General features: G+C 67.7%; 32 protein-coding genes and 1 tRNA gene. 15 read left to right on the plus strand and 18 right to left on the minus strand.

Translation table 11 applies throughout. The features are described 5' to 3' along the window. Positions 1-34: 34 nt before the first annotated feature. The 4 genes from nadC to aroA are packed head-to-tail and all read right to left on the minus strand — an operon-like array spanning position 35 to position 3,736. The gene (gene nadC, locus ASG37_RS09880) at positions 35-883 is read right to left on the minus strand and encodes a carboxylating nicotinate-nucleotide diphosphorylase (protein ID WP_055759114.1); all 849 of its coding nucleotides are present in this window, start codon (positions 881-883) and stop codon (positions 35-37) included. 58 nt (positions 884-941) lie between these two features. After that, on the minus strand, positions 942-1,730 hold the full coding sequence (locus ASG37_RS09885; protein WP_055759117.1) for a hypothetical protein: 789 nt from the start codon (positions 1,728-1,730) through the stop codon (positions 942-944). A 54-nt stretch (positions 1,731-1,784) separates the two neighbouring features. After that, the gene (locus ASG37_RS09890) at positions 1,785-2,408 is read right to left on the minus strand and encodes a (d)CMP kinase (RefSeq protein ID WP_055759120.1); all 624 of its coding nucleotides are present in this window, start codon (positions 2,406-2,408) and stop codon (positions 1,785-1,787) included. Further along, positions 2,405-3,736, minus strand: coding sequence for a 3-phosphoshikimate 1-carboxyvinyltransferase (gene aroA, locus ASG37_RS09895; RefSeq protein WP_055759123.1), 1,332 nt, complete (start codon positions 3,734-3,736; stop codon positions 2,405-2,407). Before aroA ends, ASG37_RS09890 begins: the two co-directional genes overlap by 4 nt. A 104-nt stretch (positions 3,737-3,840) precedes the next feature. Here aroA and ASG37_RS09900 point away from each other — a divergent pair, with 104 nt between their 5' ends. The 4 genes from ASG37_RS09900 to ASG37_RS17670 all read left to right on the plus strand — a co-directional run bounded on the left by ASG37_RS09900 (position 3,841) and on the right by ASG37_RS17670 (position 5,531). Continuing rightward, on the plus strand, positions 3,841-4,164 hold the full coding sequence (locus tag ASG37_RS09900) for a TIGR02300 family protein (protein ID WP_055759126.1): 324 nt from the start codon (positions 3,841-3,843) through the stop codon (positions 4,162-4,164). 122 nt (positions 4,165-4,286) lie between these two features. After that, positions 4,287-4,362 (plus strand) — tRNA-Ala (locus ASG37_RS09905). A gap of 232 nt (positions 4,363-4,594) precedes the next feature. Continuing rightward, on the plus strand, positions 4,595-5,296 hold the full coding sequence (locus ASG37_RS09910) for a Crp/Fnr family transcriptional regulator (protein WP_055759128.1): 702 nt from the start codon (positions 4,595-4,597) through the stop codon (positions 5,294-5,296). 82 nt (positions 5,297-5,378) lie between these two features. Beyond that, positions 5,379-5,531 carry a hypothetical protein gene (locus ASG37_RS17670; RefSeq protein WP_156349108.1) on the plus strand — a complete coding sequence of 51 codons (153 nt, stop codon included), beginning with the start codon at positions 5,379-5,381 and terminating at the stop codon, positions 5,529-5,531. 29 nt (positions 5,532-5,560) lie between these two features. Here the strand turns inward: ASG37_RS17670 and ASG37_RS09915 are convergent, their stop codons facing one another. Continuing rightward, positions 5,561-6,856: an MFS transporter gene (locus tag ASG37_RS09915; RefSeq protein ID WP_055759131.1), complete on the minus strand. Its 1,296-nt coding sequence runs from the start codon at positions 6,854-6,856 to the stop codon at positions 5,561-5,563. Between the two features lie 129 nt (positions 6,857-6,985). On the opposite strand from ASG37_RS09915, the gene pgsA reads away from it, so the two are divergent. The 3 genes from pgsA to ASG37_RS09930 are packed head-to-tail and all read left to right on the plus strand — an operon-like array spanning position 6,986 to position 8,243. Continuing rightward, positions 6,986-7,552: a CDP-diacylglycerol--glycerol-3-phosphate 3-phosphatidyltransferase gene (pgsA, locus tag ASG37_RS09920; protein WP_055759134.1), complete on the plus strand. Its 567-nt coding sequence runs from the start codon at positions 6,986-6,988 to the stop codon at positions 7,550-7,552. After that, on the plus strand, positions 7,552-7,809 hold the full coding sequence (moaD, locus tag ASG37_RS09925) for a molybdopterin converting factor subunit 1 (protein WP_055759137.1): 258 nt from the start codon (positions 7,552-7,554) through the stop codon (positions 7,807-7,809). Before pgsA ends, moaD begins: the two co-directional genes overlap by 1 nt. Continuing rightward, positions 7,806-8,243, plus strand: coding sequence for a molybdenum cofactor biosynthesis protein MoaE (locus ASG37_RS09930; protein WP_055759140.1), 438 nt, complete (start codon positions 7,806-7,808; stop codon positions 8,241-8,243). Before moaD ends, ASG37_RS09930 begins: the two co-directional genes overlap by 4 nt. A 51-nt stretch (positions 8,244-8,294) precedes the next feature. Here ASG37_RS09930 and ASG37_RS09935 read toward each other — a convergent pair whose 3' ends face one another. Together ASG37_RS09935 and ASG37_RS09940 are read right to left on the minus strand one after the other, a co-directional pair. Beyond that, positions 8,295-8,987 (minus strand): fasciclin domain-containing protein, encoded by a 693-nt coding sequence (locus tag ASG37_RS09935; RefSeq protein WP_055759142.1) that lies wholly within the window; start codon positions 8,985-8,987, stop codon positions 8,295-8,297. A gap of 106 nt (positions 8,988-9,093) precedes the next feature. Then, positions 9,094-9,996, minus strand: coding sequence for a hydrogen peroxide-inducible genes activator (locus ASG37_RS09940; RefSeq protein ID WP_055759146.1), 903 nt, complete (start codon positions 9,994-9,996; stop codon positions 9,094-9,096). Positions 9,997-10,125: 129 nt separating this feature from the next. Here ASG37_RS09940 and ASG37_RS09945 point away from each other — a divergent pair, with 129 nt between their 5' ends. Further along, positions 10,126-10,668, plus strand: a complete 543-nt coding sequence (locus tag ASG37_RS09945; protein ID WP_055759148.1) for a peroxiredoxin — start codon at positions 10,126-10,128, stop codon at positions 10,666-10,668. A gap of 109 nt (positions 10,669-10,777) precedes the next feature. Then, positions 10,778-11,299 carry a carboxymuconolactone decarboxylase family protein gene (locus ASG37_RS09950; RefSeq protein ID WP_055759151.1) on the plus strand — a complete coding sequence of 174 codons (522 nt, stop codon included), beginning with the start codon at positions 10,778-10,780 and terminating at the stop codon, positions 11,297-11,299. 168 nt (positions 11,300-11,467) lie between these two features. Here the strand turns inward: ASG37_RS09950 and ASG37_RS09955 are convergent, their stop codons facing one another. Continuing rightward, positions 11,468-12,229 (minus strand): sulfite exporter TauE/SafE family protein, encoded by a 762-nt coding sequence (locus ASG37_RS09955; protein WP_055759154.1) that lies wholly within the window; start codon positions 12,227-12,229, stop codon positions 11,468-11,470. 151 nt (positions 12,230-12,380) lie between these two features. Here ASG37_RS09955 and epsC point away from each other — a divergent pair, with 151 nt between their 5' ends. Together epsC and ASG37_RS09965 are read left to right on the plus strand one after the other, a co-directional pair. After that, positions 12,381-13,064 carry a serine O-acetyltransferase EpsC gene (gene epsC, locus ASG37_RS09960; protein WP_055759157.1) on the plus strand — a complete coding sequence of 228 codons (684 nt, stop codon included), beginning with the start codon at positions 12,381-12,383 and terminating at the stop codon, positions 13,062-13,064. Continuing rightward, on the plus strand, positions 13,064-13,405 hold the full coding sequence (locus tag ASG37_RS09965; protein WP_055759160.1) for a DUF2794 domain-containing protein: 342 nt from the start codon (positions 13,064-13,066) through the stop codon (positions 13,403-13,405). Before epsC ends, ASG37_RS09965 begins: the two co-directional genes overlap by 1 nt. A 53-nt stretch (positions 13,406-13,458) precedes the next feature. Here the strand turns inward: ASG37_RS09965 and ASG37_RS09970 are convergent, their stop codons facing one another. The 10 genes from ASG37_RS09970 to ASG37_RS10015 form a co-directional block, all read right to left on the minus strand. After that, positions 13,459-14,484: a hypothetical protein gene (locus ASG37_RS09970; RefSeq protein WP_055759163.1), complete on the minus strand. Its 1,026-nt coding sequence runs from the start codon at positions 14,482-14,484 to the stop codon at positions 13,459-13,461. An 87-nt stretch (positions 14,485-14,571) separates the two neighbouring features. Beyond that, on the minus strand, positions 14,572-15,459 hold the full coding sequence (locus ASG37_RS09975; RefSeq protein ID WP_055759166.1) for an SDR family NAD(P)-dependent oxidoreductase: 888 nt from the start codon (positions 15,457-15,459) through the stop codon (positions 14,572-14,574). Positions 15,460-15,568: 109 nt separating this feature from the next. Further along, positions 15,569-15,943, minus strand: a complete 375-nt coding sequence (locus ASG37_RS09980; protein WP_055759169.1) for a hypothetical protein — start codon at positions 15,941-15,943, stop codon at positions 15,569-15,571. Between the two features lie 79 nt (positions 15,944-16,022). Continuing rightward, complete coding sequence (phoB, locus tag ASG37_RS09985) at positions 16,023-16,715, minus strand: phosphate regulon transcriptional regulator PhoB (RefSeq protein ID WP_055759173.1); 693 nt, start codon at positions 16,713-16,715, stop codon at positions 16,023-16,025. A gap of 2 nt (positions 16,716-16,717) precedes the next feature. Continuing rightward, positions 16,718-17,419 (minus strand): phosphate signaling complex protein PhoU, encoded by a 702-nt coding sequence (gene phoU, locus ASG37_RS09990; RefSeq protein ID WP_055759177.1) that lies wholly within the window; start codon positions 17,417-17,419, stop codon positions 16,718-16,720. A gap of 10 nt (positions 17,420-17,429) precedes the next feature. Beyond that, positions 17,430-18,212, minus strand: a complete 783-nt coding sequence (gene pstB, locus ASG37_RS09995; RefSeq protein ID WP_055759180.1) for a phosphate ABC transporter ATP-binding protein PstB — start codon at positions 18,210-18,212, stop codon at positions 17,430-17,432. Beyond that, a complete protein-coding gene (pstA, locus tag ASG37_RS10000) occupies positions 18,212-19,423 on the minus strand; it encodes a phosphate ABC transporter permease PstA (protein ID WP_082448288.1) in 1,212 nt (403 codons plus the stop codon). Before pstA ends, pstB begins: the two co-directional genes overlap by 1 nt. 82 nt (positions 19,424-19,505) lie before the next feature. Beyond that, complete coding sequence (gene pstC / locus ASG37_RS10005; RefSeq protein ID WP_055759186.1) at positions 19,506-20,888, minus strand: phosphate ABC transporter permease subunit PstC; 1,383 nt, start codon at positions 20,886-20,888, stop codon at positions 19,506-19,508. Continuing rightward, positions 20,888-21,919, minus strand: coding sequence for a substrate-binding domain-containing protein (locus ASG37_RS10010; protein ID WP_156349109.1), 1,032 nt, complete (start codon positions 21,917-21,919; stop codon positions 20,888-20,890). Before ASG37_RS10010 ends, pstC begins: the two co-directional genes overlap by 1 nt. A gap of 64 nt (positions 21,920-21,983) precedes the next feature. Beyond that, a complete protein-coding gene (locus ASG37_RS10015) occupies positions 21,984-23,186 on the minus strand; it encodes an ATP-binding protein (protein WP_055759193.1) in 1,203 nt (400 codons plus the stop codon). Between the two features lie 127 nt (positions 23,187-23,313). On the opposite strand from ASG37_RS10015, the gene ASG37_RS10020 reads away from it, so the two are divergent. The 4 genes from ASG37_RS10020 to ASG37_RS10035 are packed head-to-tail and all read left to right on the plus strand — an operon-like array spanning position 23,314 to position 25,857. After that, the gene (locus ASG37_RS10020; protein ID WP_055759196.1) at positions 23,314-23,721 is read left to right on the plus strand and encodes a hypothetical protein; all 408 of its coding nucleotides are present in this window, start codon (positions 23,314-23,316) and stop codon (positions 23,719-23,721) included. A 5-nt stretch (positions 23,722-23,726) separates the two neighbouring features. After that, positions 23,727-23,996 (plus strand): HPr-rel-A system PqqD family peptide chaperone, encoded by a 270-nt coding sequence (locus ASG37_RS10025; protein WP_235525175.1) that lies wholly within the window; start codon positions 23,727-23,729, stop codon positions 23,994-23,996. Then, positions 23,993-24,856, plus strand: coding sequence for an HprK-related kinase A (locus ASG37_RS10030; protein WP_055759200.1), 864 nt, complete (start codon positions 23,993-23,995; stop codon positions 24,854-24,856). The genes ASG37_RS10025 and ASG37_RS10030 overlap by 4 nt, the downstream gene beginning before the upstream one ends. Continuing rightward, entirely contained in the window at positions 24,853-25,857 is a 1,005-nt protein-coding gene (locus ASG37_RS10035) for a nucleotidyltransferase family protein (protein WP_055759202.1), read from the plus strand. The genes ASG37_RS10030 and ASG37_RS10035 overlap by 4 nt, the downstream gene beginning before the upstream one ends. Positions 25,858-25,863: the final 6 nt, after the last annotated feature.

Here is a 25,863-nt window from a genome sequence, read left to right on the forward strand (position 1 = left end):
CGCTTTCCCCAAATGATTCGTGATGCCGCCCGGGTTATGGGGCGTCGAGCGTGAAATCCAGCCCGATATCGGCTGCCGGGGCGGATTGGGTGAGGCGGCCGACGCTGACATAGTTCACGCCGGTTTCGGCGATGGCGCGGATCGTGTCGAGCCGGACGCCGCCCGACGCTTCGGTGGGCACGCGCCCGGCGACGCGCGTCACCGCTTCGCGCAGGGTGGCGGGAACCATGTTGTCGAGCAGCAGATGGGTGGCGCCGGCGGTAATGGCGGGGTCGATCTGGTCGATCGAATCGACCTCGACAATGATCCGTTCGATCCCGGCGGCGACCGCGCGGGCGGTGGCTTCGCCGACCGATCCGGCGACGGCGACGTGATTGTCCTTTATCATCGCTGCGTCCCACAGCCCGATGCGGTGGTTGGTGGCGCCCCCCATGCGGGTGGCGTATTTTTCGAGGCGGCGGAGACCCGGAATGGTCTTGCGGGTGTCGAGCAGCGTCGCGCCGGTGCCCTCGATCGCGGCGACATAGGTCGCGGTCAGCGTCGCCACGCCCGAGAGGTGCTGGACGGTGTTGAGCGCCGAGCGTTCGGCGGTGAGCAGCGCGCGGGCGTTGCCGCGCAGCCGCAGCAGGGCGGTGCCAGCGGCGACCCGGTCGCCATCCGCCACCAGCGGTTCGAGTTCGGCCGATGGGTCGAGATGGCGGAAGAAGGCGGCGGCGATGTCGAGGCCGGCGACGGTGATTGCGTCGCGGCTGTCCATGACGCCCGAGAAGATCGCATCGGCCGGGATGACGGCGGCGGCGGTGATGTCGCCCGCCTCGCCCATATCCTCGGCAAGCGTGGCGCGAATGAAAGTGGAGAGGTCGAAACCGGGGATCATGGACATGGGCGGGCTATAGGCCGGCGGAGTGGCTTGCGGAAGCGTGACGCGCGCAATCAGCCGCTCAGAACCATTTGCGGCGGCCGCCGCGGACGAGGCCGATCAGCGTGGCGACGACGATCAGCGCCCCCCCGGCAAGCGCGGCGAGGGCGACCGGCGCCGACGTGCTGCCGCCCGCCGCGTAGATCGCGGTCAGCGCCCACAGGAACACCAGCGCATAGGGCGGATTGCCGGCGCTCCGCAGCAGCGCCAGCGCGCCGATCGCGCTGGCGACGATCAGGACGGCGGCGGCGATCAGCGGGGCCGATCCGCCGGCGTCGACGCCGTGGAAGCGCAGCGCGGCGGCGATGTTGACGGTCGAGGCAACCGTCAGCCAGCTCGTCAGCGCCGACAGCGGCAGCACGGCGCACCAGCGCGCGCCGGCGGAGAAGCGCGTCGGCCATGCCGCCAGCGTTCGATAGGCGCGCAGCAGACAGCCGAGCGTGAAGAGAATGATCGCGACCGAGACGATGCTCAGGCCGAACGACTGGGTGTAAAGCGCCCACAGGCCGTTGCCGAGGAACGCGCCGGCGGCAGGCCAGCGCAGGCGGGCGAGCAGCGGGTCGTACCGGTTCGCGGGCAACGCCTGGTATCCCGCGAAAACGAGCGTGCCGAGATAGAGCGGCCCCCAGATCGCGAACGCCCAGCCCGCCGGGGTGACGAGCGTCGAGACGCTGTCCGACTGCGACCCGATCGGCGCGCCGATGCCGAGCGAGGGCAGCATCGGGGTCAGGATCTGGAACAGCGCGGCGGCAACGGGGGCGAGGATCACCGGGCCGACGGGACGGGATGCGGGGGCGTGGATCGTGGCCATGGCGGCAAAACGATCGACCGGGGCCGGGGTTGCGGCGGTGCCGCCGCACCCGGCCTATTTCGCCCGTTGCCCCTCGACGATGGCGATGGCGCGGTCGACCGCGGCGTCGATCGAGAGGAAGCTGGTGTCGAGCGGGGCGGCGTTGGCGGCCATCACCAGGGGCGCGGTGCTGCGGCCCGAATCGCGCTCGTCGCGGGCGCGGATGTCGGCCAGCACGCGGTCGTATAGCGTCGTGGGATCGGTTTTCAGCAGTTCGGCATGACGGCGCTTGGCGCGGATCGACGGCGTGGCCTTCACGAACAGCTTGGCATCGGCGTCGGGCGCGATGACCGTGCCGATGTCGCGCCCGTCGAGCACCGCGCCGCCCGGTTGCTGCGCGAAGCGGCGCTGGCGGTGGAACAGCGCGGCGCGCACCAGCGGATGCGCCGAGACGATCGAGGCGGTCTTGCCGGCATCGTCGGTGCGCAGCCATGGGTCGTCCAGCAGCGTATCGGGAAAGTCGCATGCCGCCACCCCGTCCGCCTCGCGTGTCGGGTCCATCCCCTCGCGCAGCACGGTCGCGGCGACCGCGCGGTAGAGCAGCCCGGTGTCGAGGTGCGGCAGGCCATAGTGGCGCGCCAGCGCGCGGGCGATGGTGCCCTTGCCCGAGGCGGCGGGGCCGTCGACCGCGATAATCACAAGGGTGCGCCCAGACCACGCAGCAGCGTGGTGAAGGTGGGGAAGCTGGTCGCCACCGGGGCCATGTCGTCGATGGTGACGGGTTCGCGGCTGACGAGGCCGGCGACGACGAAGCTCATCGCGATACGGTGGTCGAGCTTCGCGGCGATGGTGCCGCCGCCGGGCAACGGATCGCCGCCGGTGCCGTCGATGATGAGGCCATCCTCGGTCTCCTCGACGGTCGCGCCGATCGCGCGCAGTCCTTCGGCCATCGTCGTGATGCGGTCGCTTTCCTTGACGCGCAATTCTTCCAGCCCGCGGGTAATGGTGCGGCCCTTCGCCAGTGCGGCGGCGACGAACAGGATCGGAAATTCGTCGATCATCGCCGGGGCGACCGCCGGATCGACCTCGATTCCCGTGAGCGACGAGGCGCGGACGACGAGGTCGGCGACCGGCTCGCCGCCGACGTCGCGTGGATTCTCGAACGCGATGTCGCCGCCCATCGCGCGCAGCACGTCGAACAGCGCGGCGCGGGTGGGGTTCAGGCCGACGTTGGTGATCGTCACCGCGCTGCCCGGCACCAGCAGCGCCGCGACGACCGGGAAGGCGGCCGACGACGGATCGCCCGGCACCACGATCGTCTGCGGCTTCAACTCGGCTTCGCCATGGAGTTCGATGACGCGGCCCTGCGGCGTCTGCTCGACGGTGAGCTTGGCGCCGAAGCCGGTCAGCATCCGCTCGCTATGGTCGCGGGTCGGCACCGGCTCGACGACGCGGGTGATGCCCGGCGTGTTCAGCCCGGCGAGCAGGATCGCCGACTTCACCTGCGCCGAGGCGACCGGCAGCGTATAGTCGATCGGCACGGCAGGAACGATGCCGCGCAGCATGAGCGGCAGGCGACCGCCGGGACTGGCGGTGATCTCCGCACCCATCTGCCCGAGCGGATCGATGACCCGGCCCATCGGCCGCTTGCTCAGCGAGGCGTCGCCGACGAAGGTCGCGGTGATCGCGTGGGAGGCGACGAGGCCCATCAGCAGCCGGGTGGAGGTGCCCGAATTGCCCATGTCGAGCGCGGTGGCGGGTTGCAGCAACCCGCCGACGCCGACGCCGTCGATCGTCCACACGCCGTCGGTCCCACGCACGATGTGCGCACCCATCGCCCGCATCGCGGCGGCGGTGGACAGCACGTCCTCCCCCTCCAGCAGCCCGGTCACGCGGCTGGTGCCGACCGCCAGCGCGGAGAGCATCAGCGAGCGGTGGCTGATCGACTTGTCGCCGGGAACCGGGGCGGTGCCCCTGAGCGGACCGCTGGCGGCGACGGCGAGGGGGGTGGGGGTACAGGCGTGCATCGGGCGCGGCTTTGACAGCGCGTGCCCGCTATGGCAAGGCGCTGCCCGATGCGGGGCTGATGGCCCCCTTTTTTTACACAGCACCGAAAGGTTTGGGGCTACCCATGGTGAAGCCGGAATGGGGTACGAAGCGTACCTGCCCGAAATGCGCGACGCGTTTCTATGATCTTGGCAACGACGAACCCGTCACCTGCATCAATTGCGGCGTGCATTGGAACCCGGAACCGATCCTGAAGTCGAAGCAGCCGATGCCGTTCGAGCAGGTGAAGCAGGGCGTCGAGAAGGAAGGTCCCAAGGACGCCGATCTGGGCGACGATCTGGACATCGAGGGTGACGACGAGCCGTCGGCCGACGACGATGTCGACCTGGGCGGTGACGACGATCTGGGCGTCGACACCACCGACGAGGACAGCGACGCCGAGCGTTGATGTTTTTTCGGGGCGGCAGGCGCAAAAAGGCGCTTGCCAAACCGGCGCCCTCCGCATAGAGGGCGCTCCTCCCCGACGGGGACGCGACCACCGCCGACCAGCAGCGGTGTCGTGAAAAGGATGGGGCCGTAGCTCAGCTGGGAGAGCGCTGCAATGGCATTGCAGAGGTCAGGGGTTCGATCCCCCTCGGCTCCACCAATTTTTTCAAAAACCCCGCAGCGATGCGGGGTTTTTTGTTGTGGATGGCAGGCCGGTTTCCGGCGCAAGGCATTGATTTATCCCTGTTATCCGATGGTTGGCGGGTCGGCGTGACCGATCGGAAAAAGCGATGAATTTTCGCCGCTTAAACCAGTATATCGTGCGGTCGCGGAACAGCCGTTAGCTGACGTGCCCTATGACCGGGGCCAATATCGTACGGCGGCGCACAAGATTGCACGCCTATTCAGGACTGAACGATGCCGATCGCCGGCAAATCGACACGCTGCTCGACCAGCGGCGGCAGGTGGTGCCCGCGCGGCGCGACGTGGTGGGCGAGGGCGAGGTGCCGCGCTTCGTCCATGTCGTGCTGGAGGGATGGGGCTGTCGCTATCGCCAGATGTCGGACGGGCGGCGGCAGATCCTGTCGGTGATCCTGCCCGGCGACGTGTTCGACGTGACCGGGCAGGTGGCGATCCGCATGGATCACGCGATCGGCGCGATCACGCAGATGACCGTCGCCGAAGTATCGGCGGAGGCGCTCCACGACCTGCAACTGCATGTTCCGGCGGTGGCGCAGGCGGTGCGGTGGAACGGCCATGTGACGACCGCGACACACCGCGAATGGATCGTGAGCCTGGGGCTGCGATCGGCGCGCGAGCGGATCGCGCAACTGTTCTGCGAGGTCTATTTCCGGCTGAACCTGATCGGCCTGTGCCCGACGCAGGCGTGCGAATTTCCGCTGACCCAGGCCGATGTGGCGGATGCGACCGGGCTGACCCCGGTTCACGTCAACCGGATGGTGCAGGAAATGCGGCGCGACCGGTTGATCGAATGGGCGGGCAAGTCGCTGACGATCCTCGACCTCGATGCGCTGTGCGAGGTCGCGCAGTTCACGCCGGCCTATCTCCATCTGGAACATGCCGTGCCGGCATGAGACGACGGCTGTCCCGGAACTGGACGATGGCGGCGTATTTGGGGCGGGGCGAAATCGTAAACGGATTGTTAACGATGTCGCCATGCTACAGCGCTCCCCCCGCCGCCACCCGTTCCGCAGCCGTTTGTCGCAGGAGCGCGTCGAAACCGTCGTCCGCGTGGGCGAGGATGATCTGAAGCTGTTCGCGGTGAGCTTCACCGCGTTCTTCATCTGCTTCTACACGTTCCTGCTGTAGACTCCGGCCTGCTGTAACCGCAGACCGGCCTATTTTTCCTCGCAGGCGCGGTGTAGTCGCCATGCGAGCCATGCCGAGATCAGGCACATCGCCGCCACGATCAGCAGCATGTCGATCGGCCCGAGGCCGGCCGAGGTCAGCAGGATCACCCCGACCGCGCCCAGCGACATCGACGCGCAGTTGACGACGTTGTTGGCGGCGACCGTCCGCGCGGTCTGGTCCTTGGTCACGGTGGTGGTCAGGAAGGCGTAGAGCGGCACCACGAACATGCCGCCGAAGATCGCGATCATCGCCAGCGTCAGCAGCACGAACAGCGACTGCGGATGGGTCACGAACGCCCATGCGCCATAGAGCGTGCCGGCCGGCGCCGGGGTCCACGCACGCGCCTGAAGCGCGAAGGCCAGCACGCATACCGCCATCGCGATGACCGACGCGGGCGAATAGCGCGCCGAGATGCGCCCCTTGAGCATCGCGTTGATGATGACCGATCCGATCGCGACCCCGATCGAGAAGATGGCGATGGTGAGCGAGGCGACCTGCTTGTCGGCGGTCAGCACGTTCTTCACCAGCACCGGGAAGATCACGATCAGCACCGACCCGATCGTCCAGAAGAAGCTGATCGCGACGATGGCGAGGAACAGGCGGCGGATGTGCATCGTCGCCGCGATCAGGTGCCATGACGCGGTCAGGGGGTTGTAGTTGATCGTCAGTTCGGGGCCGCTGCGCGGGGCGGGGGGCACCATCCGCCCGGTGAACCAGCCGAGGATCGCGACGACCACGACGAGCCCCGCCGCCCATTCGACGCTGACCCAGCCGGCGACGATCGTGCCGGTCAGTACCGACAGATAGGTCGCGGCCTCGACCAGCCCGGTGCCGCCCAGCACCTGATCCTCCTTCAGATGCTGGGGCAGGATGGCGTATTTGATCGGGCCGAAGAAGGTCGAATGGATGCCGAGCAGCACGACCGCGCTCAGCATCATCACCACCCCGACCGTCGGATGGCCGCCGCGCGCGACGAGCATGCCCGCCGCGCCGTACAGCATGATGCCGATCTCCACCGTCTTGACGATGCGGATGATCTTCGCCTTGTCGTGATTGTCGGCGAGCTGTCCCGACAGCGCCGACAGGAGTACGAACGGCAGGATGGCAAGGCCGGTGGCCAGCGCGTTGAAATTCTGTTCGCTCGCCGGATCACCGAACAACTGGTAGGTCGCGAACAGCACCATGGCGTGCTTGTAGAGATTGTCGTTGAACGCGCCCAGAAACTGGGTGGCGAACAACGGCAGGAAACGGCGCTGCGTCAGCAGGCCCAGCGCATTGTTCATTCTGACTTCCTGGCCCGGAACGGGAGATCGCGCAGGCGGTGTAGCCGAGCGTGGGCCGCCGCTTCAATCGCCGATTATCGTGAGCCTTGCCCTTGGCGGGATTCCAAACAGGCTCTACAGCGTGGACCAGTGCTGACGCTTCCCAACATCCTGACGCTGTCGCGTATCTTTGCGGTGCCGCTGCTGGTCGCGCTGCTGTGGTGGCCGACGTGGCAGGCGGGCTATGCCATCGCCTTCGCGCTGTATTGCCTGATGGGTATCACCGATTATTTCGACGGCTATCTGGCGCGCGCGCAAGGGACGGTGTCGAAGCTCGGCGTGTTCCTCGATCCGATCGCCGACAAGATCATGGTCGCCGCCGTCATCCTGATGCTGGTCGGCACGCGCCACGATGTGGCGATCATCACCGGCATCCACCTGATCGCCGCGCTCGTCATCCTGCTGCGCGAAATCGCGGTGTCGGGGTTGCGCGAGTTCCTGGCCGGCATTCAGGTGTCGTTGCCGGTGTCGAAGCTCGCCAAGTGGAAGACGACACTGCAACTGGTGGCGTTGGGCGCGCTGATCCTTGCCGGGGCGGTGCCGCAGCATGGCTTCGTCCATGTCACCGGGCTGATCTGCCTGTGGGGCGCGGCGGCGCTGACCGCGATCACCGGCTGGGATTATCTGCGGGTCGGCCTGAAGCATATGGACAGTTGATGGCGATCGACGTGCTGTATTTCGCATGGGTCCGCGAATCGATCGGGACCGGGGCGGAACGGGTTGAGGTGCCGGATACGGTGACGAGCGTCGCCGGCCTGATCGACTGGCTTGCCGTCCGAAGCGAGGGCCACGCCACCGCCTTCGTCGACCGCGACCGGTTGCGCGCGGCGGTGGATCAAGTGTTCGTTAGCCTCGACACCCCGATCGCCGGTGCGCGCGAGGTCGCGATCTTTCCGCCGGTGACGGGCGGATGATCCGGGTGGTGGTGCAGGACGCACCAATCGACATCGCCGCCGAACATGCCGCCGCCGAAGCGCCGGACGTGGGTGCGGTCGCGACCTTCACCGGGCTGGTGCGCGGCGACGACGGCGTCACCGAACTGGCGCTGGAACATTATCCCGGCGCGACCGAGCGCGCGCTGGAAAACCTGTGTCATGAAGCGGTCGACCGCTGGAGCCTTGCCGGGGCGACGATCGTCCACCGCGTCGGGCCGATGGTGCCGGGCGACCGGGTGGTGTTCGTGGCGACGACCGCGCGGCATCGCGGGGCGGCGCTGGACGCCTGCGCGTTCCTGATCGACCGGCTCAAGACCGGGGTACCGTTCTGGAAGCGCGAACGGCGTGGCGGCGATGCGCGCTGGGTGGAGGCTCGCGCCGGCGATGATGCGGCGGCGGCGCGCTGGAACTGAAACGGGGCCGGCACAAGGCCGACCCCGTCGTGTACGCCAAAGCGTGAGATCTTAGCCGAGCTTGGGGGCCAGCACGCCGTTCACGACATGAACGACACCGTTCGACTGGTTGACGTCATATTGCGTGACATAGCTCTTGCCGCCGTTGACGTCGGTCAGCACCAGCGCGCCGTTTTCCAGCGTGGCCTTCAACGGCTGACCTTCGACCGTGGTCAGCGTGGCGGTGCCGCCGCCGGCTTCGATCTGCGACTTGAGCGCCGCCGAGTCGAGCTTGCCCGCGATGACGTGATAGGTCAGCAGCTTGATCAGCGATGGCTTCTGCTCGGGCTTGAGCAGCGTGTCGAGCGTGCCGGGAGCGAGGCGGCCGAACGCCTCGTCGGTCGGGGCGAACACGGTGAAGGGACCCGGACCCGACAGCGTCGCGGCCAGACCGGCGGCCTGCACCGCCTTTACCAGCGTGGTGAGGTTGCTCGCCTTCGACGCATTGGCGACGATCGTTGCGGTGGGCAGCATCGGCGCGCCGCCGACGATGACCGGTGCGGCATTGGCGGTGACGCCGGCGTCGACCTGCGCGCCGGTCTGGACCGTGCCGAGCGGCGTGCGGACCGTGGCGGTGGTGCCGGTGCGGGCACCCGTGGTCGCGGTGGTGCCGGGCTGGGCCGGCTGCGGCGTGGTCGTCTGGGCATGGGCGACGCCGGCCAGCGACAGGGCGAGGGCGGCAGTGGAAATCGAAGCGCGAATCATGGGAATCTCCCGTGGCTGCGTGGAAATGGACGCGGTGCGCCGATGGCACCGACGCGGGAAATACGGTTGGCTTGGCCGAACGGTTCCCTCGCGGTCCTGATCCAGATCAGCCGCGCGCGGCGGCGAGCACCTCGGCAAGCAGGCGAAAGTCGCGTTCGCGCGGCGAGGCGCGCCGCCATACCAGCGCGATCCGGCGCGAGGCATGGTTCGATTCGATCGGCCGCGCCGTCACCCCGGTATTGTCGAGGATACCGGCATCGATCGCCATTTGCGGCAACATGGTAGTGCCAAGCCCGTTGTCGATCATCTGCACGATGGTGTGGAGCGACGTGCCCATCATCATCGCCTGTCCCCGCGTTTCGGGGTGTTCGCAGGCGCGCAGCGCATGGTCCTTCAGGCAATGGCCGTCCTCGAGCAGCAGCAGCCGTTCGGGGTCAATATCCTCGGCGACCAGCGACCCGGCGGGCAGCGCCGGTTCCCCCTGCGGCACGGCCAGCAGCAGCCGGTCGTCGAACAGCGGGGCCACCTCCACCTCGCCGCAGCCATAGGGGAGGGCGAGCAGCACGCAATCGGTGCGGCCGTGGTGCAGCCCTTCGCACGCCGCCGCGCTCGGCTCCTCGCGCAGATAAAGTTTGAGATCGGGATAATCGGCGCGCAGGCGCGGCAGCAGGCGGGGCAGCAGGAACGGCGCGATCGTCGGGATCACGCTCATCCGCAGGTCGCCCGACAGCGGCCGGCCGGCGGCGCGCGCCATATCGGTCAGCTCCTCGGCCTCGCGCAGCACCTTGCGCGCCTTGTCAACGATGCTTTCGCCCAGCGGTGTGAAGCGCACGACGCGACGGGTGCGTTCGACCAGCGTGATGCCGATCAGCGTTTCCAGTTCGCGGATGCCCGCCGACAGCGTCGACTGGGTCACGAACGATGCCTCGGCGGCGCGTCCGAAATGGCCCGCATCGCGTAGCGCGACCAGATATTGAAGCTGTTTGAGCGTCGGCAGGTAGACGGACATGCCAGCCTATTTATCGGCTGCGTCGATCAATCCCAAGGGCAATTTCGATTGGAACGGTCCATGGCGGACCCTATATCGCATTGCAGCAATTCATTGTGCCGCAACGCACCACAACAAAAAGGCCACCCGATGCTGACCGTAGGCGATACGCTTCCCGACTTCACCGTTCCCGTCCAGCAGGGCACCGACGCGCTGCCCGCCGGCGAGACGCTCCGCCACGATGCGTTTCCCGGCAAGTGGAAGGTGCTGTTCTACTGGCCGAAGGACTTCACCTTCGTCTGCCCGACCGAGATCGTCGGCTATAGCGAGCTGAAGGACGATTTCGCCGATCGCGACGCCGTGCTGATCGGCGCGTCGACCGACACCGCGCACGTCCACCTCGCGTGGCGCAAGTCGGACCCCGACCTCGCGGCCGCCGACTTCCCGTGGATCGCCGACAATGGCGCGGTGCTGGCGAGCAAGCTCGGCATTCTCGACAAGAACGAGCATGTCGCGTTCCGCGCGACCTTCATCATCGATCCCGACAACGTCATCCAGGCGGTACAGGTCAACGGGCTGAATGTCGGCCGCAATCCGCAGGAGACGCTGCGCGTGCTCGACGCGCTCCAGACCGACGAACTGTGCCCGTGCAACTGGAACAAGGGCGACGACGTCCTCCAGGTCGCGGCCTGATTTTCGGCGGGGCGGGCCGAGGTCCGCCCCACTCTTCGACACCCCAGCGCAGACCCGGCCCTTGCGCCCGGTCGGCTGGGGTGTTGCGTATCTGACGGAGATTACTTCCATGTCGCTCAAGGAATTTGCGGGCAAGTTGCCCGACTTCGCCAAGGACATCCGCCTGAACGTCGGGTCACTGCTGAACGAGACGGTGCTCGATCCGCAGAAGAAGTTCGGGACGATGCTCGCCTGCGCCCATGCCACCGGCTACAAGCCGCTGGTGGATGCGGCCGAGGCGGAAGTCGCGGACAAGCTGTCGCCCGAGGCCGCCAATGCGGCGCGCGCGGCGGCGGCGGTGATGGCGATGAACAACGTCTATTACCGCTTCGTCCACCTCGCGACGAACAAGGAATATAGCAATCTTCCCGCCAAGTTGCGGATGAACGTCATCGCCGCGCCGGGGATCGAAAAGGTCGATTTCGAGCTGTTCAGCCTCGCGGTATCGGCGATCAACGGCTGCGGCATGTGCATCGACGCGCATGAGGATGTCCTGAAGAAGCACGGCGTGAAGGCCGAGGTCATTCAGGGCGCGGTACGGATCGGCGCGGTGTTGCAGGCGGTGGCGTCGGTCCACGCTGCGGTGGCGTAAGATCGGTTCACGCGGAGGCGCGGAGGGGTTGCGGCTAATGATCGTTCCGCACGCTCCTCAAAAAACGTCACCCCAGCGCAGGCTGGGGTCTTTCGCGGCTCTTGAATCGCGTTAGGCCATAGAGACCCCAGCCTGCGCTGGGGTGACGTTTGTTTGGACCAGTTCCTCTTACGCCAGCGCCTTGTACACGCTGTAGGCACTGGTGATCGTCAACACGATGCCGACGAGGATCAGCAGCGTGCGTGCCGGCACGCGCTTGGCGATGATCGCGCCGAACGGGGCCGCGAGGATGCCGCCGATCAGCAGGCCGCTGACCGCCGTGGTGAACGCGGCGACGCCGAGGTGGATCAGGAAGGTCAGCGATACCGACAGCGTCAGGAAGAATTCGACGGTGTTGACCGTGCCGATGGTGGTGCGCGGGGTCGATCCCTGCACCAGCAGGTTGGAGGTGACGACCGGCCCCCAGCCGCCGCCGCCCGCCGCGTCGAGGAACCCGCCGATCAGCCCCAGCGGGGCGATGACCTTGGGTTCCTTCGGGGTGGGCGGATGGCGCAGGCCGCGCCACAGCAGATACACGCCGATCAGCGCGAGATAGGTCATCACGAACGGCCGCGTCACCGATGCGTCGATCGTCGAGAGCAGATACGCCCCGGTCACGCCGCCGGCGATGCCAGGCAGGACCAGCCGCCAGAACAGCTTCCAGTTGACGTTCCGGTGTAGCGCGTGGCTGATCCCCGACACGCCGGTCGTGAAACATTCCACCAGATGGACGCTGGCCGAGGCGGTGGCGGGCGGCACGCCCAGCACGCTGATGAGCAGGGTCGAGGAAATCACGCCAAACGCCATGCCGAGCGCTCCATCGACGATCTGGGCGGCGAAACCGGCGGCGATGAATTCCGCAAGGCGCGCCCAGTCCAGGTTTTCGAGCATCCGGTGTCCTTCAATGTCGGCGTATGCGCGGCCCGTGATGACGGCAAATGGCAATTCCGACAAGATAGCTGGGGTTTGTTACGCCTACAGCATGGCTTGGCGACGGGCGGCAGCGCTCCTACATGACCCTGACGTGAGAAGGGGACTGCCCATGACGGCGCGGCTGTTGCGCTATCTCGATTCGATCAAGGCGCGCGATCCCGCGCCCCGGTCGCGGCTCGAGATTATGACCTATCCCGGCGTCTGGGCGCTCGTGTATCACAAGATCGCCCACCGGTTGTTCAAGCGGCGGTGGTATTTCGCGGCGCGCGCCGTCAACCACTGGTCGCGCTTCCTGACCGCGATCGACATCCATCCCGGCGCCACGATCGGGCGGCATTTCTTCATCGATCACGGCTTCGTCGTGATCGGCGAGACGGCGGAGATCGGCGACGACGTCACCATCTATCAGAATGTGACGCTCGGCGGGACCAGCCCCGACAACGGCGTCGCGGGCAAGCGCCATCCGACGATCAGCGACGGCGCGATCATCGGGTCGGGCGCGCAGGTGCTGGGACCGATCGTGATCGGGCCGCGCGCGCGCGTCGGCGCCAATGCGGTGGTGACGAAGGACGTGCCCGAGGCGACGACCGTCGTCGGCATCCCGGCACGTCCGACCGTGGTCGAGGGCGGGCAGGCCGGCAATCCGCGCTTCGTGCCCTATGGCACGCCGTGCCGCGAGATGTTCGATCCGCAGACCCAGCGGGTCGAACTGCTGCGCTGCGAACTCGAATCGCTGCGCAAGCGGCTCGACGAGGTACTCGCCGAACAACAGGACCGCCGCGACCGCGCCTGATGGGGACGATCACCCCCTTTCCCGCGCAGCGTGCGCCGGGTCAGGTCGGCTTCGAACGTGCCGAACTGACCCGCATCCTCGACCTGTATGGCCGGATGGTCGCTGCGGGACACTGGCGCGACTATGCGATCGATCTGGGCAAGGACGCGGCGGTGTTCAGCGCGTTCCGCCGGGCGACCGAACGCCCCGAGTTCCGCATTGAGAAGCGACCCGGCCTGCGTAACAAGCAGGGCATGTGGGCCCTCGTCGGCGAAGCGGGCGCGGTGGTGAAGCGCGGCCATGAGCTGGGACCGGTGCTGGCCCCGGTCGAGCGGCGGCTGATGAAACTGGTCGACGAATAAAAAACGGCCCCGGTCGCCCGGGGCCGTGAGTGGGGCTTCAAGAAACCGGAACGCTATGCCATCGCCACCGGCGGCAGGCGGTTGCCGAGGTCGCCGAGCAGCGACACCACGCCGCGCCGCATCGGCTGCCAGAACACCGAGAGCGTCAGCAGCGCCGATCCGATGACGAAGGCGGTGAACGCCGCCGACAATTCGACCGCGCCGGCCTGCTGGAACAGCGCGTAGAGCGCGTAGAGGACATAGGCGAGGCTGGAGACGAGCAGCGCGCGGCGATCGACCGCCAGCGCGACCACGCCGAACACCACGTAGAGCGCGATCACCACCACCGCCATCGGCAGGGTGACGGTCGGCCCGAACACGCCCAGCAACTGGAACAGCGAATGGGCGATCAGCGGTGCGGCGACGAGGTGCAGCCAGAAGGCGACGTCGCTGCGGCGGGTGCGGCGTTCGCGGTCGCTCATGTCCCAGCGCATCGCGGTCACGAACACGCCGATGCCGCCGATCAGCGTGACTGGATAGAAATTCTCGGCAAGCTGCGGAAAGGCCACGACGGCGAGCGCCGCGACGACCGCGACCAGCGCCGCTGCCCCCGCCGCGACGGTGATCGGCACCATGAAGCGTTTCCAGTGCGCCCATGCCGCGCCCGATGCGACCAGCGCGATGCCGGCGAAGATCGCCGCCGTCGCGCGCGGCGAGAGATTCTGCGGATCGGCTTCGATGACGATGCCGAACAGCGTGCCCGCGACCCCGCCGACGAAGGCGAGCAGCAGCAGGATGCTGGGCAGCGCCATCCGCCGCCGCGCGGTGAAATATTCGGCGAGGAACCACGCCGCCCCCGCAACGCCCAGCCCCCCGAGCGGTGTCAGGATCGAGCCGCCGATCCATGCCAGCGACACCAGCAGCAGCGCAAGCGCGACCGAGACGAAGATGTCGTTGAACCCGGTCAGCAGCCGGAAATGCTCTTCGTCCACCACCGGCGCGCGGCGCGCGGTGGCGACATGATCGCGCAACGCATCGGCCGCGGTCCGTGACAGCGCGCCCGCCTCCACCGCCGCATTCAGGTCACTCTCGCTGTACATGCCATTACCTCCCTGTATTGGGCGAGTATGACACTGGTGTATTGGTTGCGCAATACAGATTGGGTGCAGTTCGCAAGGAGATTTGGTTCAGCCGAGCTGCCGCAAAATGCTGAGCGCCTGTTCCGCGCCCGATCCGGGGACGATCTCGCCGTGCCGGTCGGTGATCGCCGCCCAATGCGCGGCGACGCCCTCGGCCGACAGCGTGTCGCCGCTCAGGCGGATACCGGGGGTAAGCGTGATATAGGCCGACTGGAACACCCCCGCGCCGGCACCCACCATCGCTCCGGCGGGAGCGTTTTCGGACACGAGAAAGACGGCGGCGGGAACCACGCTTTCCGGGGTCAGCGCAGCGAAGGCCTGCTCGGGCAGAATATCCTGCGTCATCCGCGTGCCGGCGGTGGGGGCGAGGGTGTTGACGCGAATGTCGTATTTCGCCCCCTCCAGATGCAGCGTCCTGGCGAGGCCGACGATGCCGAGTTTCGCCGCGCCATAATTCGCCTGCCCGAAATTGCCGAACAGGCCGCTGGACGAAGCGGTCATCAGGATACGGCCATAGCCTTGCGCGCGCATCGCGCCCCACACCGCGCGGGTGGCATTGGCGGTGCCGGTCAGGTGGACCGCGACGACCGCATCGAAATCGGCGGGGGTCATGTTGGCGAAGCTGCGGTCGCGCAGGATGCCGGCGTTGTTGATGAGGATGTCGATCCGCCCGAACCGGTCGAGCGCCAGCGCGGCCAGCGCCTCCATCGCGCCGATGTCGGTCACGCTGCCGTGATCGGCGAGCGCGGTGCCGCCGGCGGCCGCGATCTCGGCGACCACCGCGTCCGCCGCACCCGATCCACCGGCGCCGTCGCGTGCGCCGCCCGGATCGTTGACGATCACCCGCGCCCCCCGCCGTGCCAGTTCGAGCGCATAGGCGCGGCCGAGCCCACCGCCCGCTCCGGTGACGATGGCGACACGATCGGTGAACTGCATGGGGAGCACTCCGGTTGTTTTCCGCAACCTATCACTCTGCCCCCCCAACGAAAAGCGCCCCGCCGGTCGGGGCGGGGCGCTCTTGCATCGGCGAATGCCGCAGATGGGCTTACTTGCCGCCGGGGTTCCGGCAGCTATCGCGCACGGTGCGCGAACAGACCGGATAGCTGTCCTTGGGCGCCGGGGCGGGGGTCGCCATCGGCGGGGCGAACTGCACGTTGCCCGGTGCGGCCATCGGCTGGCCCGGCATCGGCTGGGCCATCGGCGTGCCCGGTGCCATGCCATCCGCCGGTGCAGGCGGCGGCGGCGGCGGCGTGATGCCATCGGCCGGCGGGGGCGGGGCCATCGGCGCGCCGGGCTGCATCGCCGGGTCCGGCGTTCCCGGCTGCATCGTGCTGTCGGGCGTGGTCGGGGGGGGCGGCGTGGTCTGGGCGAGGGCGGCGCTGCCGAGCAGCATGGCGGCCATGAAAGCGACGGTCTTCATCGGAAAAACTCCTTAGCGACTAGCTTCGTTGAGGCTGCGGTCCAAACGAGCAAAGTCGAAAAGGTTTCCCCTCAAGTTTTCATCCCGCCGCGTCGAGGGCATATCCCGCCGAACGCACGGTACGGATAATATCCGGCCGGTCGCCGACATTGATCGCTTTGCGTAACCGGCGAATATGTACGTCGACGGTACGCGACTCGATGTCGGAATCATGGCCCCACACCGCATCGAGCAGTCGTTCGCGCGAGAAAACCCAGCCGGGATGTTCGAGGAAGTGTTTGAGAAGGCGGAATTCCGTTGGCCCGAGCGGCACGACCTCACCGCCGCGACGGACGCGGTGGCCGACGGTGTCCATCTCGATGTCGGAATAGCTTAGCGCCTCGCCCGCCAGCGCCGGGCGAACGCGGCGCAGCACCGCGTTGACGCGCGCGACCAGCTCGCGCGGGGAAAACGGTTTGGTGACATAATCGTCGGCACCGGTTTCCAGACCACGGACCCGGTCCTCCTCCTCGCCGCGTGCCGTCAGCATGATGATCGGCACGTTCTGCGTCTCGGCCTGGCGGCGAAGCTGGCGGCACACCTCGATCCCCGACAGTCCTTCGACCATCCAGTCGAGCAGGACGATGTCGGGCGTCGCCTCGCGCGCGAGCAGCAGCGCTTCCTCGCCTTCGTGGGTGCGGACGACCTCGAAATCCTCGCGCTGGAAATGGAAGGCGATGAGTTCGGCCAGCGCCGCATCGTCTTCCAGCAGCAACATCCGTGCCTTGCCCATGATTATCCTGCTACCCCGAGGGTTTCGCGTTCCGCCAGCGTTTGACCGGTGGCGGCGAAATAGACCATTTCGGCGACGTTGGTCGCATGGTCGCCGATGCGTTCCAGATTCTTGGCGACGAAGAGCAGGTGCGCGACCTGGCTGATGGTCTTGGGATTTTCGACCATGTACGTCACCAGCACCCGGAAAATGCTGTTGTAATAATCGTCCAGCGCATTGTCGCGCTTGCAGATCTCGACCGCCGCCTGCGCGTCGCGCGCCGAAAAGGCGTTGAGCACGTCATGGACCATGTCGGCGGCGAGCTGCGCCATCGCCGGCAGGATCGACAGCGGTTCGATGCGTGGATCATGGGTGTCGCCATGGATCGAGGCAACGCGCTTGGCGATGTTCTTGGCATAGTCGCCGATGCGTTCGATCACCGCCGCGATCTTGAGCGCGGCCACCACCTCGCGCAGATCGTCGGCCATCGGCGCGCGCAGCGCGATGACGCGGACGACCAGCTTCTCGACCTCCGCCTCGATCGCGTCGATCGCCTTGTCCTTGGCGCGGACTTCCCTGGCGAGCGCGGGATCGTTGCGGGCGAGCGCCAGCATCGCGTCGCTGATCGCCTGTTCGGCCAGCCCGCCCATCTGCGAAATCAGCGCGCGCAGATGGCCGATGTCGCGGTCGAATGCCTTGACCGTGTGTTCGTGGCCTGTCGCCATATCGTTCCCCTCAACCATAACGCCCCGTGATATAGTCTTTTGTGCGCTCCTGGCGGGGGTTGGTAAAGATGTCGGACGTACGGCCGTATTCGACCAGCGTACCGAGATGGAAGAAGGCGGTCCGCTGCGACACGCGCGCCGCCTGCTGCATGTTGTGGGTAACGATCGCGATGGCGTAGCGGCCGCGCAGTTCGTGGATCAGCTCTTCGATCTTGGCGGTGGCGATCGGATCGAGCGCGCTGCATGGCTCGTCCATCAGGATCACTTCGGGATCGACCGCGATGGCGCGGGCGATGCACAGCCGCTGCTGCTGCCCGCCCGATAATGCGGTGCCGCTGTCGGTCAGCCGGTCCTTCACCTCGTTCCACAGCCCGGCGCGGGTCAGCGAGCGTTCGACGATGCCGTCCATCTCTGACTTGGGGCCAGCGAGGCCATGGATGCGCGGGCCATAGGCGACGTTTTCGTAGATCGATTTGGGGAAGGGGTTCGGCTTCTGGAACACCATGCCGACACGGGCGCGAAGCTGCACCACATCCATCGCCGGCGAGTAAATATCCTCGCCGTCCAGCCGGATGTCGCCGGTGACGCGGGCCGAGGCGACGGTGTCGTTCATCCGGTTCATCGTGCGCAGAAAGGTCGACTTGCCGCAGCCCGACGGACCGATGAAGGCGGTGACATGCTCCATGGCGATGTCGATCGACACGTCCTTGATCGCCTGTTTCTGGCCATAAAAGACGTCGACGCCGCGCGCCGACAGTTTCGGGACGACGTTGGAAAGATGGGTGTCGGTCATTACCAGCGGGTCTCGAAGCGATTGCGGAGATAGATGGCGAGCGCGTTCATCGCGAGGAGGAACGCGAGCAGCACGAGGATCGCGGCGCTGGTCTTCTCAACGAAACCACGGCTGACCTGATCGGACCACAGGAAAATTTGCACCGGCAGCACGGTCGCTGGATCCGCGAAGCCCTGCGGCGCCTGCGAAATGAAGGCGCGCATGCCGATCATCAGCAGCGGCGCGGTTTCGCCAAGCGCGCGCGCCATGCCGATGATCGTGCCGGTCAGGATGCCGGGCAGGGCCAGCGGCAGGACATGGTGGAACACCACCTGCACCTTCGACGCGCCGATGCCGAGCGCGGCGTCGCGGATCGACGGCGGCACCGCCTTGATCGCGTTGCGCCCGGCGATGACGATGACCGGCATAATCATCAACGCCAGCGTGAGCCCGCCGACGATCGGTGCCGAGCGCGGCAGATTGAGCGTACCGAGGAACACCGCGAGGCCGAGCAGGCCGAAGATGATCGAGGGCACCGCCGCCAGATTGTTGATCGATACCTCGATCAGATCGGTCCAGCGGTTCCGGGGCGCATATTCCTCAAGGTACAGTGCCGACAGCGTGCCGACCGGAAAGGCGATGAGCAGTGTGATAAGCATCGTCATCAGCGAGCCCTTGAGCGCGCCCCAGATGCCCACGGCCGTGGGATCGGTCGAATCGGCCGACCGGAAGAAATCGGTGTTGAAGCCGGTCGAGATCGCCTGTTCGCGTTCCAGCCGGGCGACCATCGCTTCGGCCTGCGGCGTGCCGTCGGCCTTCGCGGCTTCCTCTATATCAGGGGCGGCGGGGACGGCGATCGTCACCTTGCGCGACAGGATCGACGGATCGGCCTTGATCGCGTCGCGTACGGTCAGCCACGCGCTGTCGGAGATGACGCGGGTTTCCTCGCCGAAGGTCGCCGCCGCCGCGCTGTCGACGGCGTTCTCGACGCCGGCCCCGGCCAGCGCGAGATCGGCACCGCGCCCCTTTAATTGTGCCGGCTGAACCTCGATCCCCGCCGCCGGGAAATCGATCGGCAGTTGGACGAGCGTGCGCTGGAAGCCGCCCAAGCCACTCATCAACATGGTGACGAGCAGAAAGGCGAGGAATCCGCCCGACAGGACGACGGCGGCGAGGCCGAAGAAGCGGAAGCGGCGTTCGGCGGCATAGCGACGGCGGATGCGCTTCTGCATCACGCCGGTCTTCCAGTCGGTCGGCACGCGCTCTGGCGCGGCGTCGCGTTCGACGGCGGGGCTGCCGGCGACGAGGCTGGGGCTATTCATAGGCTTCCCGATACCGTTTGACGACGCGCAGCGCGACGACGTTCAGGAGGAAGGTGATCGCGAACAGCGTCAGGCCGAGCGCGAAGGCGGCGAGCGTCTTGGGACTGTCGAACTCCGCCTCGCCGGTCAGCAGGTCGACGATCTGCTTGGTGACGGTCGTCGTGCTTTCGAACGGGTTGAGCGTGATCGACGCCGCGCCCGAAGCGGCCATGACGACGATCATCGTCTCGCCGATCGCACGGCTGACCGCGAGCAGCACGCCCGCGACCACGCCCGGCAGCGCGGCGGGGAGCAGCACCTTCCCGATCGTCTCGCTGGTGGTCGCACCCATCGCGAGGCTGCCGTCGCGCATCGATTGCGGCACGGCGGCGATCGAATCATCGGCCATCGACGAGACGAACGGGATAATCATGACGCCCATGACCAGCCCGGCGGCGAGCGCGCTTTCCGAACTGGCGAACGGCATGCCGAGCATCACCGCCACGTCGCGGATCGCCGGGCCGACGGTCAGCGCCGCGAAATAGCCATAGACGACGGTCGGCACGCCCGCGAGGATCTCGAGGATCGGCTTCATCCACTTGCGCACCGCCGGTTTGGCATATTGCGTCAGGTAGATCGCGCTCATCAGCCCGAACGGGATGGCGACGATCATCGCGATCACCGCGCCGATGAAGAACGTGCCCCAGAACAGCGGCACCGCGCCCAATGTCGCGCCCGGATCGGACGCACGGATGACTTGCGGGCTCCAATGGGTGCCGAGCAGGAAGTCGGTGACGGGCACGATGCGGAAGAAGCGCACGCTTTCGACCACCAGTGACAGGAAGATGCCGAGCGTCGTCAGGATCGCGATCAGCGAGGCGACGAGCAGCGCCAGCATGACTGCACGCTCCACCTTGGTCCGCGCGCGGAAATCGGGGCGGATGCGGGTGAAGGCATAGGCCCCGCCGGCAAAGGCGAGCAGCAGCGCCAGCGCAGTGCCGATCCAGTCGTAGCGTGCCTGTGCCGCGCCATAGGCGGGGGCAAGGACTTCGGCCTGCGGATTGAACGCGCCATAGGCATCGCCGCTGGCCAGCGCGCGCGCTTCGGCGAGGATCGCCGCGCGTTCGAAGCCCGGACCGGGCAGGCCGGCGGCGGCGGGCGTCGCCAGCACGCTTTCGCGTACCAGCGCGGGCGATGTCAGGCTCCATGCGGCGAGGAAGACCAGCGCGGGCGCGGCGATCCAGATCGCCATGTGCCAGCCATGCTGGCCGGGCAGCGAATTGGGCCGCTGTGCCGCCGTCACCGGCTTGGCGAAGCGCGCGGCGCGGGCACGCGCGACCATCCAGCCGATGCCGCCGAACCCCAGGACGAGCAGGATCAGCGCGAAACCGTGCATCAGTGCAACCCCGCCGGATCGAGCGCGGTCTGGCTGGCGATCTCCGCCGCTGACTCGGCGCGGACCGCTTGCGGCGCGGCGATCATGCCCCTGCGCGTCAGCGGACCACCCGGGTTCCACGACCGGGCATAGGCGGCGAGGAAGTCGGTCATGCCGGGCACCGGTTTGATATGCGCCTTCTTCACATAGATGAACAGCGGCCGCGCGCCGGGATAGCTGCCGTCGGCGATGCTGTCGTAGGTCGGCGTGATGCCCTCGATCGGCACGCCGTGCAGCCGGCTCTTGTTTTCTTCCAGATAGGAATAGCCGAAGATGCCGACGGCGTTGGGATTGGTCGACAGGTTCTGCACGATCAGATTGTCGTTCTCGCCCTTGTCGACATAGGCCGCGTCGTCGCGGATGCGGGTGCAGATGTCGGCATAGCGATCCTTGTCGCTGTCTTTCAGCGCCTTGACCTGCGGCATCGCCGCCTCGCACGCCGGCACCATCACAAGTTCGACCAGCGCGTCGCGCGTGCCGCTGGTGGCCGGCGGGCCGAACACCTGGATGGGAATCGCGGGCAGCGTCGGATTCACGTCGCGCCACAGCCGGGCGATGTTGGGCTTGCCGAGCGGATTGGCCGACAGTGCCAGATAGACGTCACGCTTGGTCAGGCGCAGTTTCGGCCCGGCGTTGGATTCGGCCAGTGCCACACCGTCGACGCCGACCTGAACCTCCATGATGTCCTTCACGCCGTTTTTCAGGCAGGTTTCATATTCCGACTTCTTCAACCGGCGCGAGGCGTTGAGGATGTCGGGATGCTGTGGCCCCACCCCGGCGCAGAACAGGCTGGCCCCGGCGCCGGTGCCGGTGGATTCGATCACCGGCGCGCGCAGATTGGGGTTGGCGTTGACCAGTCCTTCGGCAACGGCGGTGGTGAAGGGATAGACGGTCGAAGAGCCGACGACCTTGATATGGTCGCGCGACGTTTGCGGCTCGCACGCGGCGAGCGCCAGCGCGAGCGCTACCATGGGCGCGATCCGGCGGTACATGCGACCTCGACTGTTGTGGGATACGCTCATTCGCATCGCTCGTGCGCCCTGTGTTACCGCGGGGTTACGGCTTGATGACAGTGGCGAGCGGCAGGCGGATGGTGACGGTGGTGCCGTCGCCGACCACGCTGCCAATATCCAGCCGCCCACGATGCCGCTCGACGATATGCTTGACGATGGCAAGGCCGAGCCCGGTGCCGCCCAGCGCCCGGCTTCGCCCTGAATCGACGCGATAAAAGCGTTCGGTCAGGCGGGGGAGGTGCTCGATCGCGACGCCCTCGCCATGATCGCGCACCACCAGCTCGGCCATCGTCGCACCTTCGCTGACGCGGATTTCGACCGGTGTGCCGGCACGGCCATATTTCATCGCGTTGCCGATGATGTTGTGCAGCAACTGCGACAATTGCGCGCGGTCGCCGATCACCGCGATTCCCGCCGCCGCGTCGCGCACTACGTCGCGACCGCGCGCCGGGTTGGTCGACGCCAGTTCTTCGCAGACCCGCTCCAGCATCGCCGAGAAGTCGACCGCCTGATCGGGCGGGCGGTATTTGTCGGCCTCGATCCGGCTCAGGGAGATCAGATCGTCGATCAGCCGCTGCATCCGCCGCGCTTCGTCGTTCATGACCTTGAGGAAGCGTTCGCGCACGCCCGGGTCCTCGCCCGCCTCGTCGCGCAGCGTTTCGATGAAGCCGAGCAGCGAGGCAAGCGGGGTGCGCAGTTCGTGGGAGGCGTTGGCGACGAAATCGACGCGCATCCGTTCGGTCGCGCGGTTGCCGGTGCGGTCGACGAGGTGGACGAGGCGGCGGCCCTCGCCGATCGGGCGCAGGCGCATCTCCCAGCTCTGGTCGCGCGCGCCGAGACCGACGAGGCTGACCGGTTCGGCATCGTCGCGCTCGCCGAACAGCCGTTCGGCGGCGGCGGGGTGGCGGATGGCGAGACGGACGTCGCCACCGACGATATGCGCCCCGAGCAGCGCGCGCGCGGCGGGGTTGGCGGCGACCACCGCGCCGCCGGCGACGATCAGGATCGGTTCGTCGACCGCATCGATCACGTCCTGCGTCGCGGTGGCGGCGTGGCCGCGCGAGGCGTCGGGCTGATCGGGGGTGGTGGTATCGTGCGCCTGCGACGCGGCGACCAGCACCGCGACGATCCCGCCGACCAGCATCACCGCGCTGGCATTCACGCCGGCCCCGAGCAGGAACCCCAGGGTGGCGACCGCAATCGTGATGCCGATCGCAAGCGGCAGGCGGGGGGCAAATCCATCCATTCACGTTCGATTAGGCGGAAGTTCCGGTTCGCGCCAGCCTTTGTCGGGCGGGGTGCCCCGTTGCCGGACGGGCGGGACATGGATTTGCGATTGCATGGGGACGGCGCTTCGGGGCACATGCTGGGCCATGGCCGACGATCCGCTTTCCCCGCCCGACAACAAGCCGGCGGGCACGGTCGCCCGCCGGACGCTGCTGATCGGGGCGGCGAGCGCCTCGGCGGTCGTGTCGATCCGGCCGGCGCTGGCGCAGACGCAGGTATCGGTGATGAACTGCGAGATCCCGGTGCCCGACAAGGCGCGCGCGGGCCGCTACATCGCCGCCGACGGATCGGTCGTGGCGCCCGGCACGCCCGGCGCGGTGCCGCCCGCCAACCGCCCGTTCACCGGCGAGGAAGTGCGCCGCGCCGGTCAGGGCATGAACCTGCCGGGTGCCGATGGCGAGCGCACGCGCGCCTACACCAACTATATCCGCCGCCTGCAATCGGGGACGAGCGGCTTCACCTGCTTCGCATCGATCCAGATGCCGCGCGGCTGACCGCGGTGCCGCGCTACCGCGCCCCGGCGGCGGACGCGCTGCGCATCGTGCCGCTCGACGATCTGAGCGCCGTCTATCACCGCGCATCGGGGCAGACGCATGTCGTCGCCCCGCCGGTGCCCGAGATGCTGGCGCTGCTCGCCGGACGGGCGATGACCGCAGGCGAGGTGCTGGCCGCGCTGGCGGTGGCCTACGACCTGCCCGATGGCGACGAGGCGGCGGTGGTCGCGCGGCTGGACGAACTGGTCGGAACCGGGCTGGTCGAACGGGTATGAGGCATGTCGCGCAGCTCCGCATCGGGCCGGTAGGCTTCCGCATCGGCAGCGACTGGCGGTTGCCGATCGATCAGGTGCGGGACCTGTACCGCGACTATCCCGCGCCCGAGGGCGGCATCGCCGATTTCACCGTGCGATTGTTCGCGGCGCGGCCGTGGCGGCGGGTGCTGCGCCCCTCGGTGATGATCGGCGGCGATTTCACCATTCCCGACGCCGCGCCGCTGCCGCTCGCGCAGGGGTTGCTGGCGGCGGAAATGGGGATGAATTTGCAGATGGCGCTGGGGCAGCGGCGCTATCTGTTGCTCCATGCCTCGGCGGTCGAGCGCGATGGCCGGGCGTTGCTGATGACCGGGGTGTCGGGGGCGGGCAAGTCGACGCTGGCGGCGCTGCTGATGACGCGCGATTGGCGGTTGATGGGCGACGAGTTCGTGCTGCTTGATCCCCTGAGCGGGCTGGTCCATGGCTTTCCCCGGCTGGTCAGTTTGAAGAACGCCGGCATCGACGTGCTAGAACGCGCCGCATCGGCTGCGCGGTTCGGACCGTTGCTGGCGGGCACGCCCAAGGGGGACATCCGCCATCTGGTGCCCGATGCGCCCGCGCTGGCGGCGATGGACGTGCCGGCCGTTCCCGCATTGTTGCTGTTCCCGACCTTCGGGGGGGCGAGCGAGGTGCGGCTGGTCGAGCCGGCCGAGACGTTCGTGCGGCTGACCCATGCCTCGACCAACTATGTCCAACTGGGCGAGCGCGGGTTCGACGCGCTGACCGCGCTGGTGCGCGGCGTTCCGGCACGCGCGATCGACTATCCCGATACCGACACCGCGATCAGGATGGTCGAGACATTGTGGACGGCGCTGGCATGAGTGGCGCGCTCGTCGCCCGCGTGCTGCGCGATCCGGCAAGCGCGCTGACGCTCGATCCTCTGGGGTGGAACGCGCTGATCGCGGCGGCGCGGGCCGAACAGTTGATCGGTAGTGTCGCGGTGCGGCTCGATGGCTTGCCGCTGCCGCCCGCCGCCGAACGGGTAATGGCGGATGCTCGCGCCTCCGCCGAGGTCGGACGGAGCGCGGCGCTGTGGGAGGCGGAGGCGGCGCGGCGGGTGCTCGCGCCGCTCGATCTGCCGATCGTGTTGCTCAAGGGCACGGCGTTCGTCGCCGCCGGGCTGGACGCCGGGCGGGGACGGTCGATCGGCGATCTTGACATATTGGTGCCGCGCGACGGGCTGGACCGGGTCGAGCGCGCGCTGCTGGCCGGGGGGTGGGAATGGGTCAAGCCCGATCCCTATGACGACGCCTATTACCGGCGGTGGATGCACGAACTGCCGCCGCTGGTCCATGCCGCGCGCGACAAGATGATCGACGTGCATCACACGATCCTGCCGCCGACCGCCCGGCCGACGCCCGATGCCGCCGCGCTGATCGCCGATGCGGTGCCGCTGGACAACGGGCTGTTCGTGCTGTCGCGCGAGGACATGGTGGTCCATGCCGCCGCGCACCTGCTGGCCGATGGCGATTTGCAGGGAGGCTTGCGCAACCTGTGGGACATCGACCGGCTGGTGCGCGAGTTTTCGGAGGGCGACGGGACGTTCGTGGCGCGATTGGGTTCGCGGGCGGCGCATCACGGCCTGTCGGCGGCGGTCGAACGGGCGATCCGGTTGGCGAAGCGCATCTACGCGACGCCGGTGGCCGGGTTCGATCCAAGGCCGTCCGACGCGCTGTTCGCCCGGCGGCTGCTGGCGCGCGACGGGTGGGGGCGGTTGCGGCACAAGGAAACCGAGTTCGGCTTCTATGTCCGCTCGCACTGGATGCGGATGCCACCGGCGATGCTCGTGCGCCATTTGTGGACCAAATGGCGACGGCGGTAATCCTAC

The sequence above is a fragment of the Sphingomonas sp. Leaf407 genome (assembly GCF_001425385.1).
Lineage (GTDB): Bacteria > Pseudomonadota > Alphaproteobacteria > Sphingomonadales > Sphingomonadaceae > Sphingomonas.

Excerpts from the sequence above, each read along its gene's own strand:
- ASG37_RS09970 (WP_055759163.1), bottom strand. The coding sequence starts at position 14,484 with ATGTACAGCGAGAGTGACCTGAATGCGGCGGTGGAGGCGGGCGCGCTG.
- ASG37_RS09940 (WP_055759146.1), bottom strand. The coding sequence starts at position 9,996 with ATGTCCGTCTACCTGCCGACGCTCAAACAGCTTCAATATCTGGTCGCG.
- ASG37_RS09975 (WP_055759166.1), bottom strand. The coding sequence starts at position 15,459 with ATGCAGTTCACCGATCGTGTCGCCATCGTCACCGGAGCGGGCGGTGGG.
- pstB (WP_055759180.1), bottom strand. The coding sequence starts at position 18,212 with ATGACCGACACCCATCTTTCCAACGTCGTCCCGAAACTGTCGGCGCGC.
- ASG37_RS10020 (WP_055759196.1), top strand. The coding sequence starts at position 23,314 with ATGGCCGACGATCCGCTTTCCCCGCCCGACAACAAGCCGGCGGGCACG.
- ASG37_RS09915 (WP_055759131.1), bottom strand. The coding sequence starts at position 6,856 with ATGAACAATGCGCTGGGCCTGCTGACGCAGCGCCGTTTCCTGCCGTTG.
- ASG37_RS09950 (WP_055759151.1), top strand. The coding sequence starts at position 10,778 with ATGTCGCTCAAGGAATTTGCGGGCAAGTTGCCCGACTTCGCCAAGGAC.
- epsC (WP_055759157.1), top strand. The coding sequence starts at position 12,381 with ATGACGGCGCGGCTGTTGCGCTATCTCGATTCGATCAAGGCGCGCGAT.
- pstA (WP_082448288.1), bottom strand. The coding sequence starts at position 19,423 with ATGCAGAAGCGCATCCGCCGTCGCTATGCCGCCGAACGCCGCTTCCGC.
- aroA (WP_055759123.1), bottom strand. The coding sequence starts at position 3,736 with ATGCACGCCTGTACCCCCACCCCCCTCGCCGTCGCCGCCAGCGGTCCG.
- ASG37_RS09945 (WP_055759148.1), top strand. The coding sequence starts at position 10,126 with ATGCTGACCGTAGGCGATACGCTTCCCGACTTCACCGTTCCCGTCCAG.
- ASG37_RS09930 (WP_055759140.1), top strand. The coding sequence starts at position 7,806 with ATGATCCGGGTGGTGGTGCAGGACGCACCAATCGACATCGCCGCCGAA.
- ASG37_RS10015 (WP_055759193.1), bottom strand. The coding sequence starts at position 23,186 with ATGGATGGATTTGCCCCCCGCCTGCCGCTTGCGATCGGCATCACGATT.
- moaD (WP_055759137.1), top strand. The coding sequence starts at position 7,552 with ATGGCGATCGACGTGCTGTATTTCGCATGGGTCCGCGAATCGATCGGG.
- ASG37_RS09900 (WP_055759126.1), top strand. The coding sequence starts at position 3,841 with ATGGTGAAGCCGGAATGGGGTACGAAGCGTACCTGCCCGAAATGCGCG.
- pstC (WP_055759186.1), bottom strand. The coding sequence starts at position 20,888 with ATGCACGGTTTCGCGCTGATCCTGCTCGTCCTGGGGTTCGGCGGCATC.
- phoU (WP_055759177.1), bottom strand. The coding sequence starts at position 17,419 with ATGGCGACAGGCCACGAACACACGGTCAAGGCATTCGACCGCGACATC.
- ASG37_RS09980 (WP_055759169.1), bottom strand. The coding sequence starts at position 15,943 with ATGAAGACCGTCGCTTTCATGGCCGCCATGCTGCTCGGCAGCGCCGCC.
- ASG37_RS09955 (WP_055759154.1), bottom strand. The coding sequence starts at position 12,229 with ATGCTCGAAAACCTGGACTGGGCGCGCCTTGCGGAATTCATCGCCGCC.
- nadC (WP_055759114.1), bottom strand. The coding sequence starts at position 883 with ATGTCCATGATCCCCGGTTTCGACCTCTCCACTTTCATTCGCGCCACG.
- ASG37_RS10010 (WP_156349109.1), bottom strand. The coding sequence starts at position 21,919 with ATGTACCGCCGGATCGCGCCCATGGTAGCGCTCGCGCTGGCGCTCGCC.
- ASG37_RS10035 (WP_055759202.1), top strand. The coding sequence starts at position 24,853 with ATGAGTGGCGCGCTCGTCGCCCGCGTGCTGCGCGATCCGGCAAGCGCG.
- ASG37_RS09935 (WP_055759142.1), bottom strand. The coding sequence starts at position 8,987 with ATGATTCGCGCTTCGATTTCCACTGCCGCCCTCGCCCTGTCGCTGGCC.
- ASG37_RS10030 (WP_055759200.1), top strand. The coding sequence starts at position 23,993 with ATGAGGCATGTCGCGCAGCTCCGCATCGGGCCGGTAGGCTTCCGCATC.
- ASG37_RS09965 (WP_055759160.1), top strand. The coding sequence starts at position 13,064 with ATGGGGACGATCACCCCCTTTCCCGCGCAGCGTGCGCCGGGTCAGGTC.
- ASG37_RS09885 (WP_055759117.1), bottom strand. The coding sequence starts at position 1,730 with ATGGCCACGATCCACGCCCCCGCATCCCGTCCCGTCGGCCCGGTGATC.
- phoB (WP_055759173.1), bottom strand. The coding sequence starts at position 16,715 with ATGGGCAAGGCACGGATGTTGCTGCTGGAAGACGATGCGGCGCTGGCC.
- ASG37_RS17670 (WP_156349108.1), top strand. The coding sequence starts at position 5,379 with ATGCTACAGCGCTCCCCCCGCCGCCACCCGTTCCGCAGCCGTTTGTCG.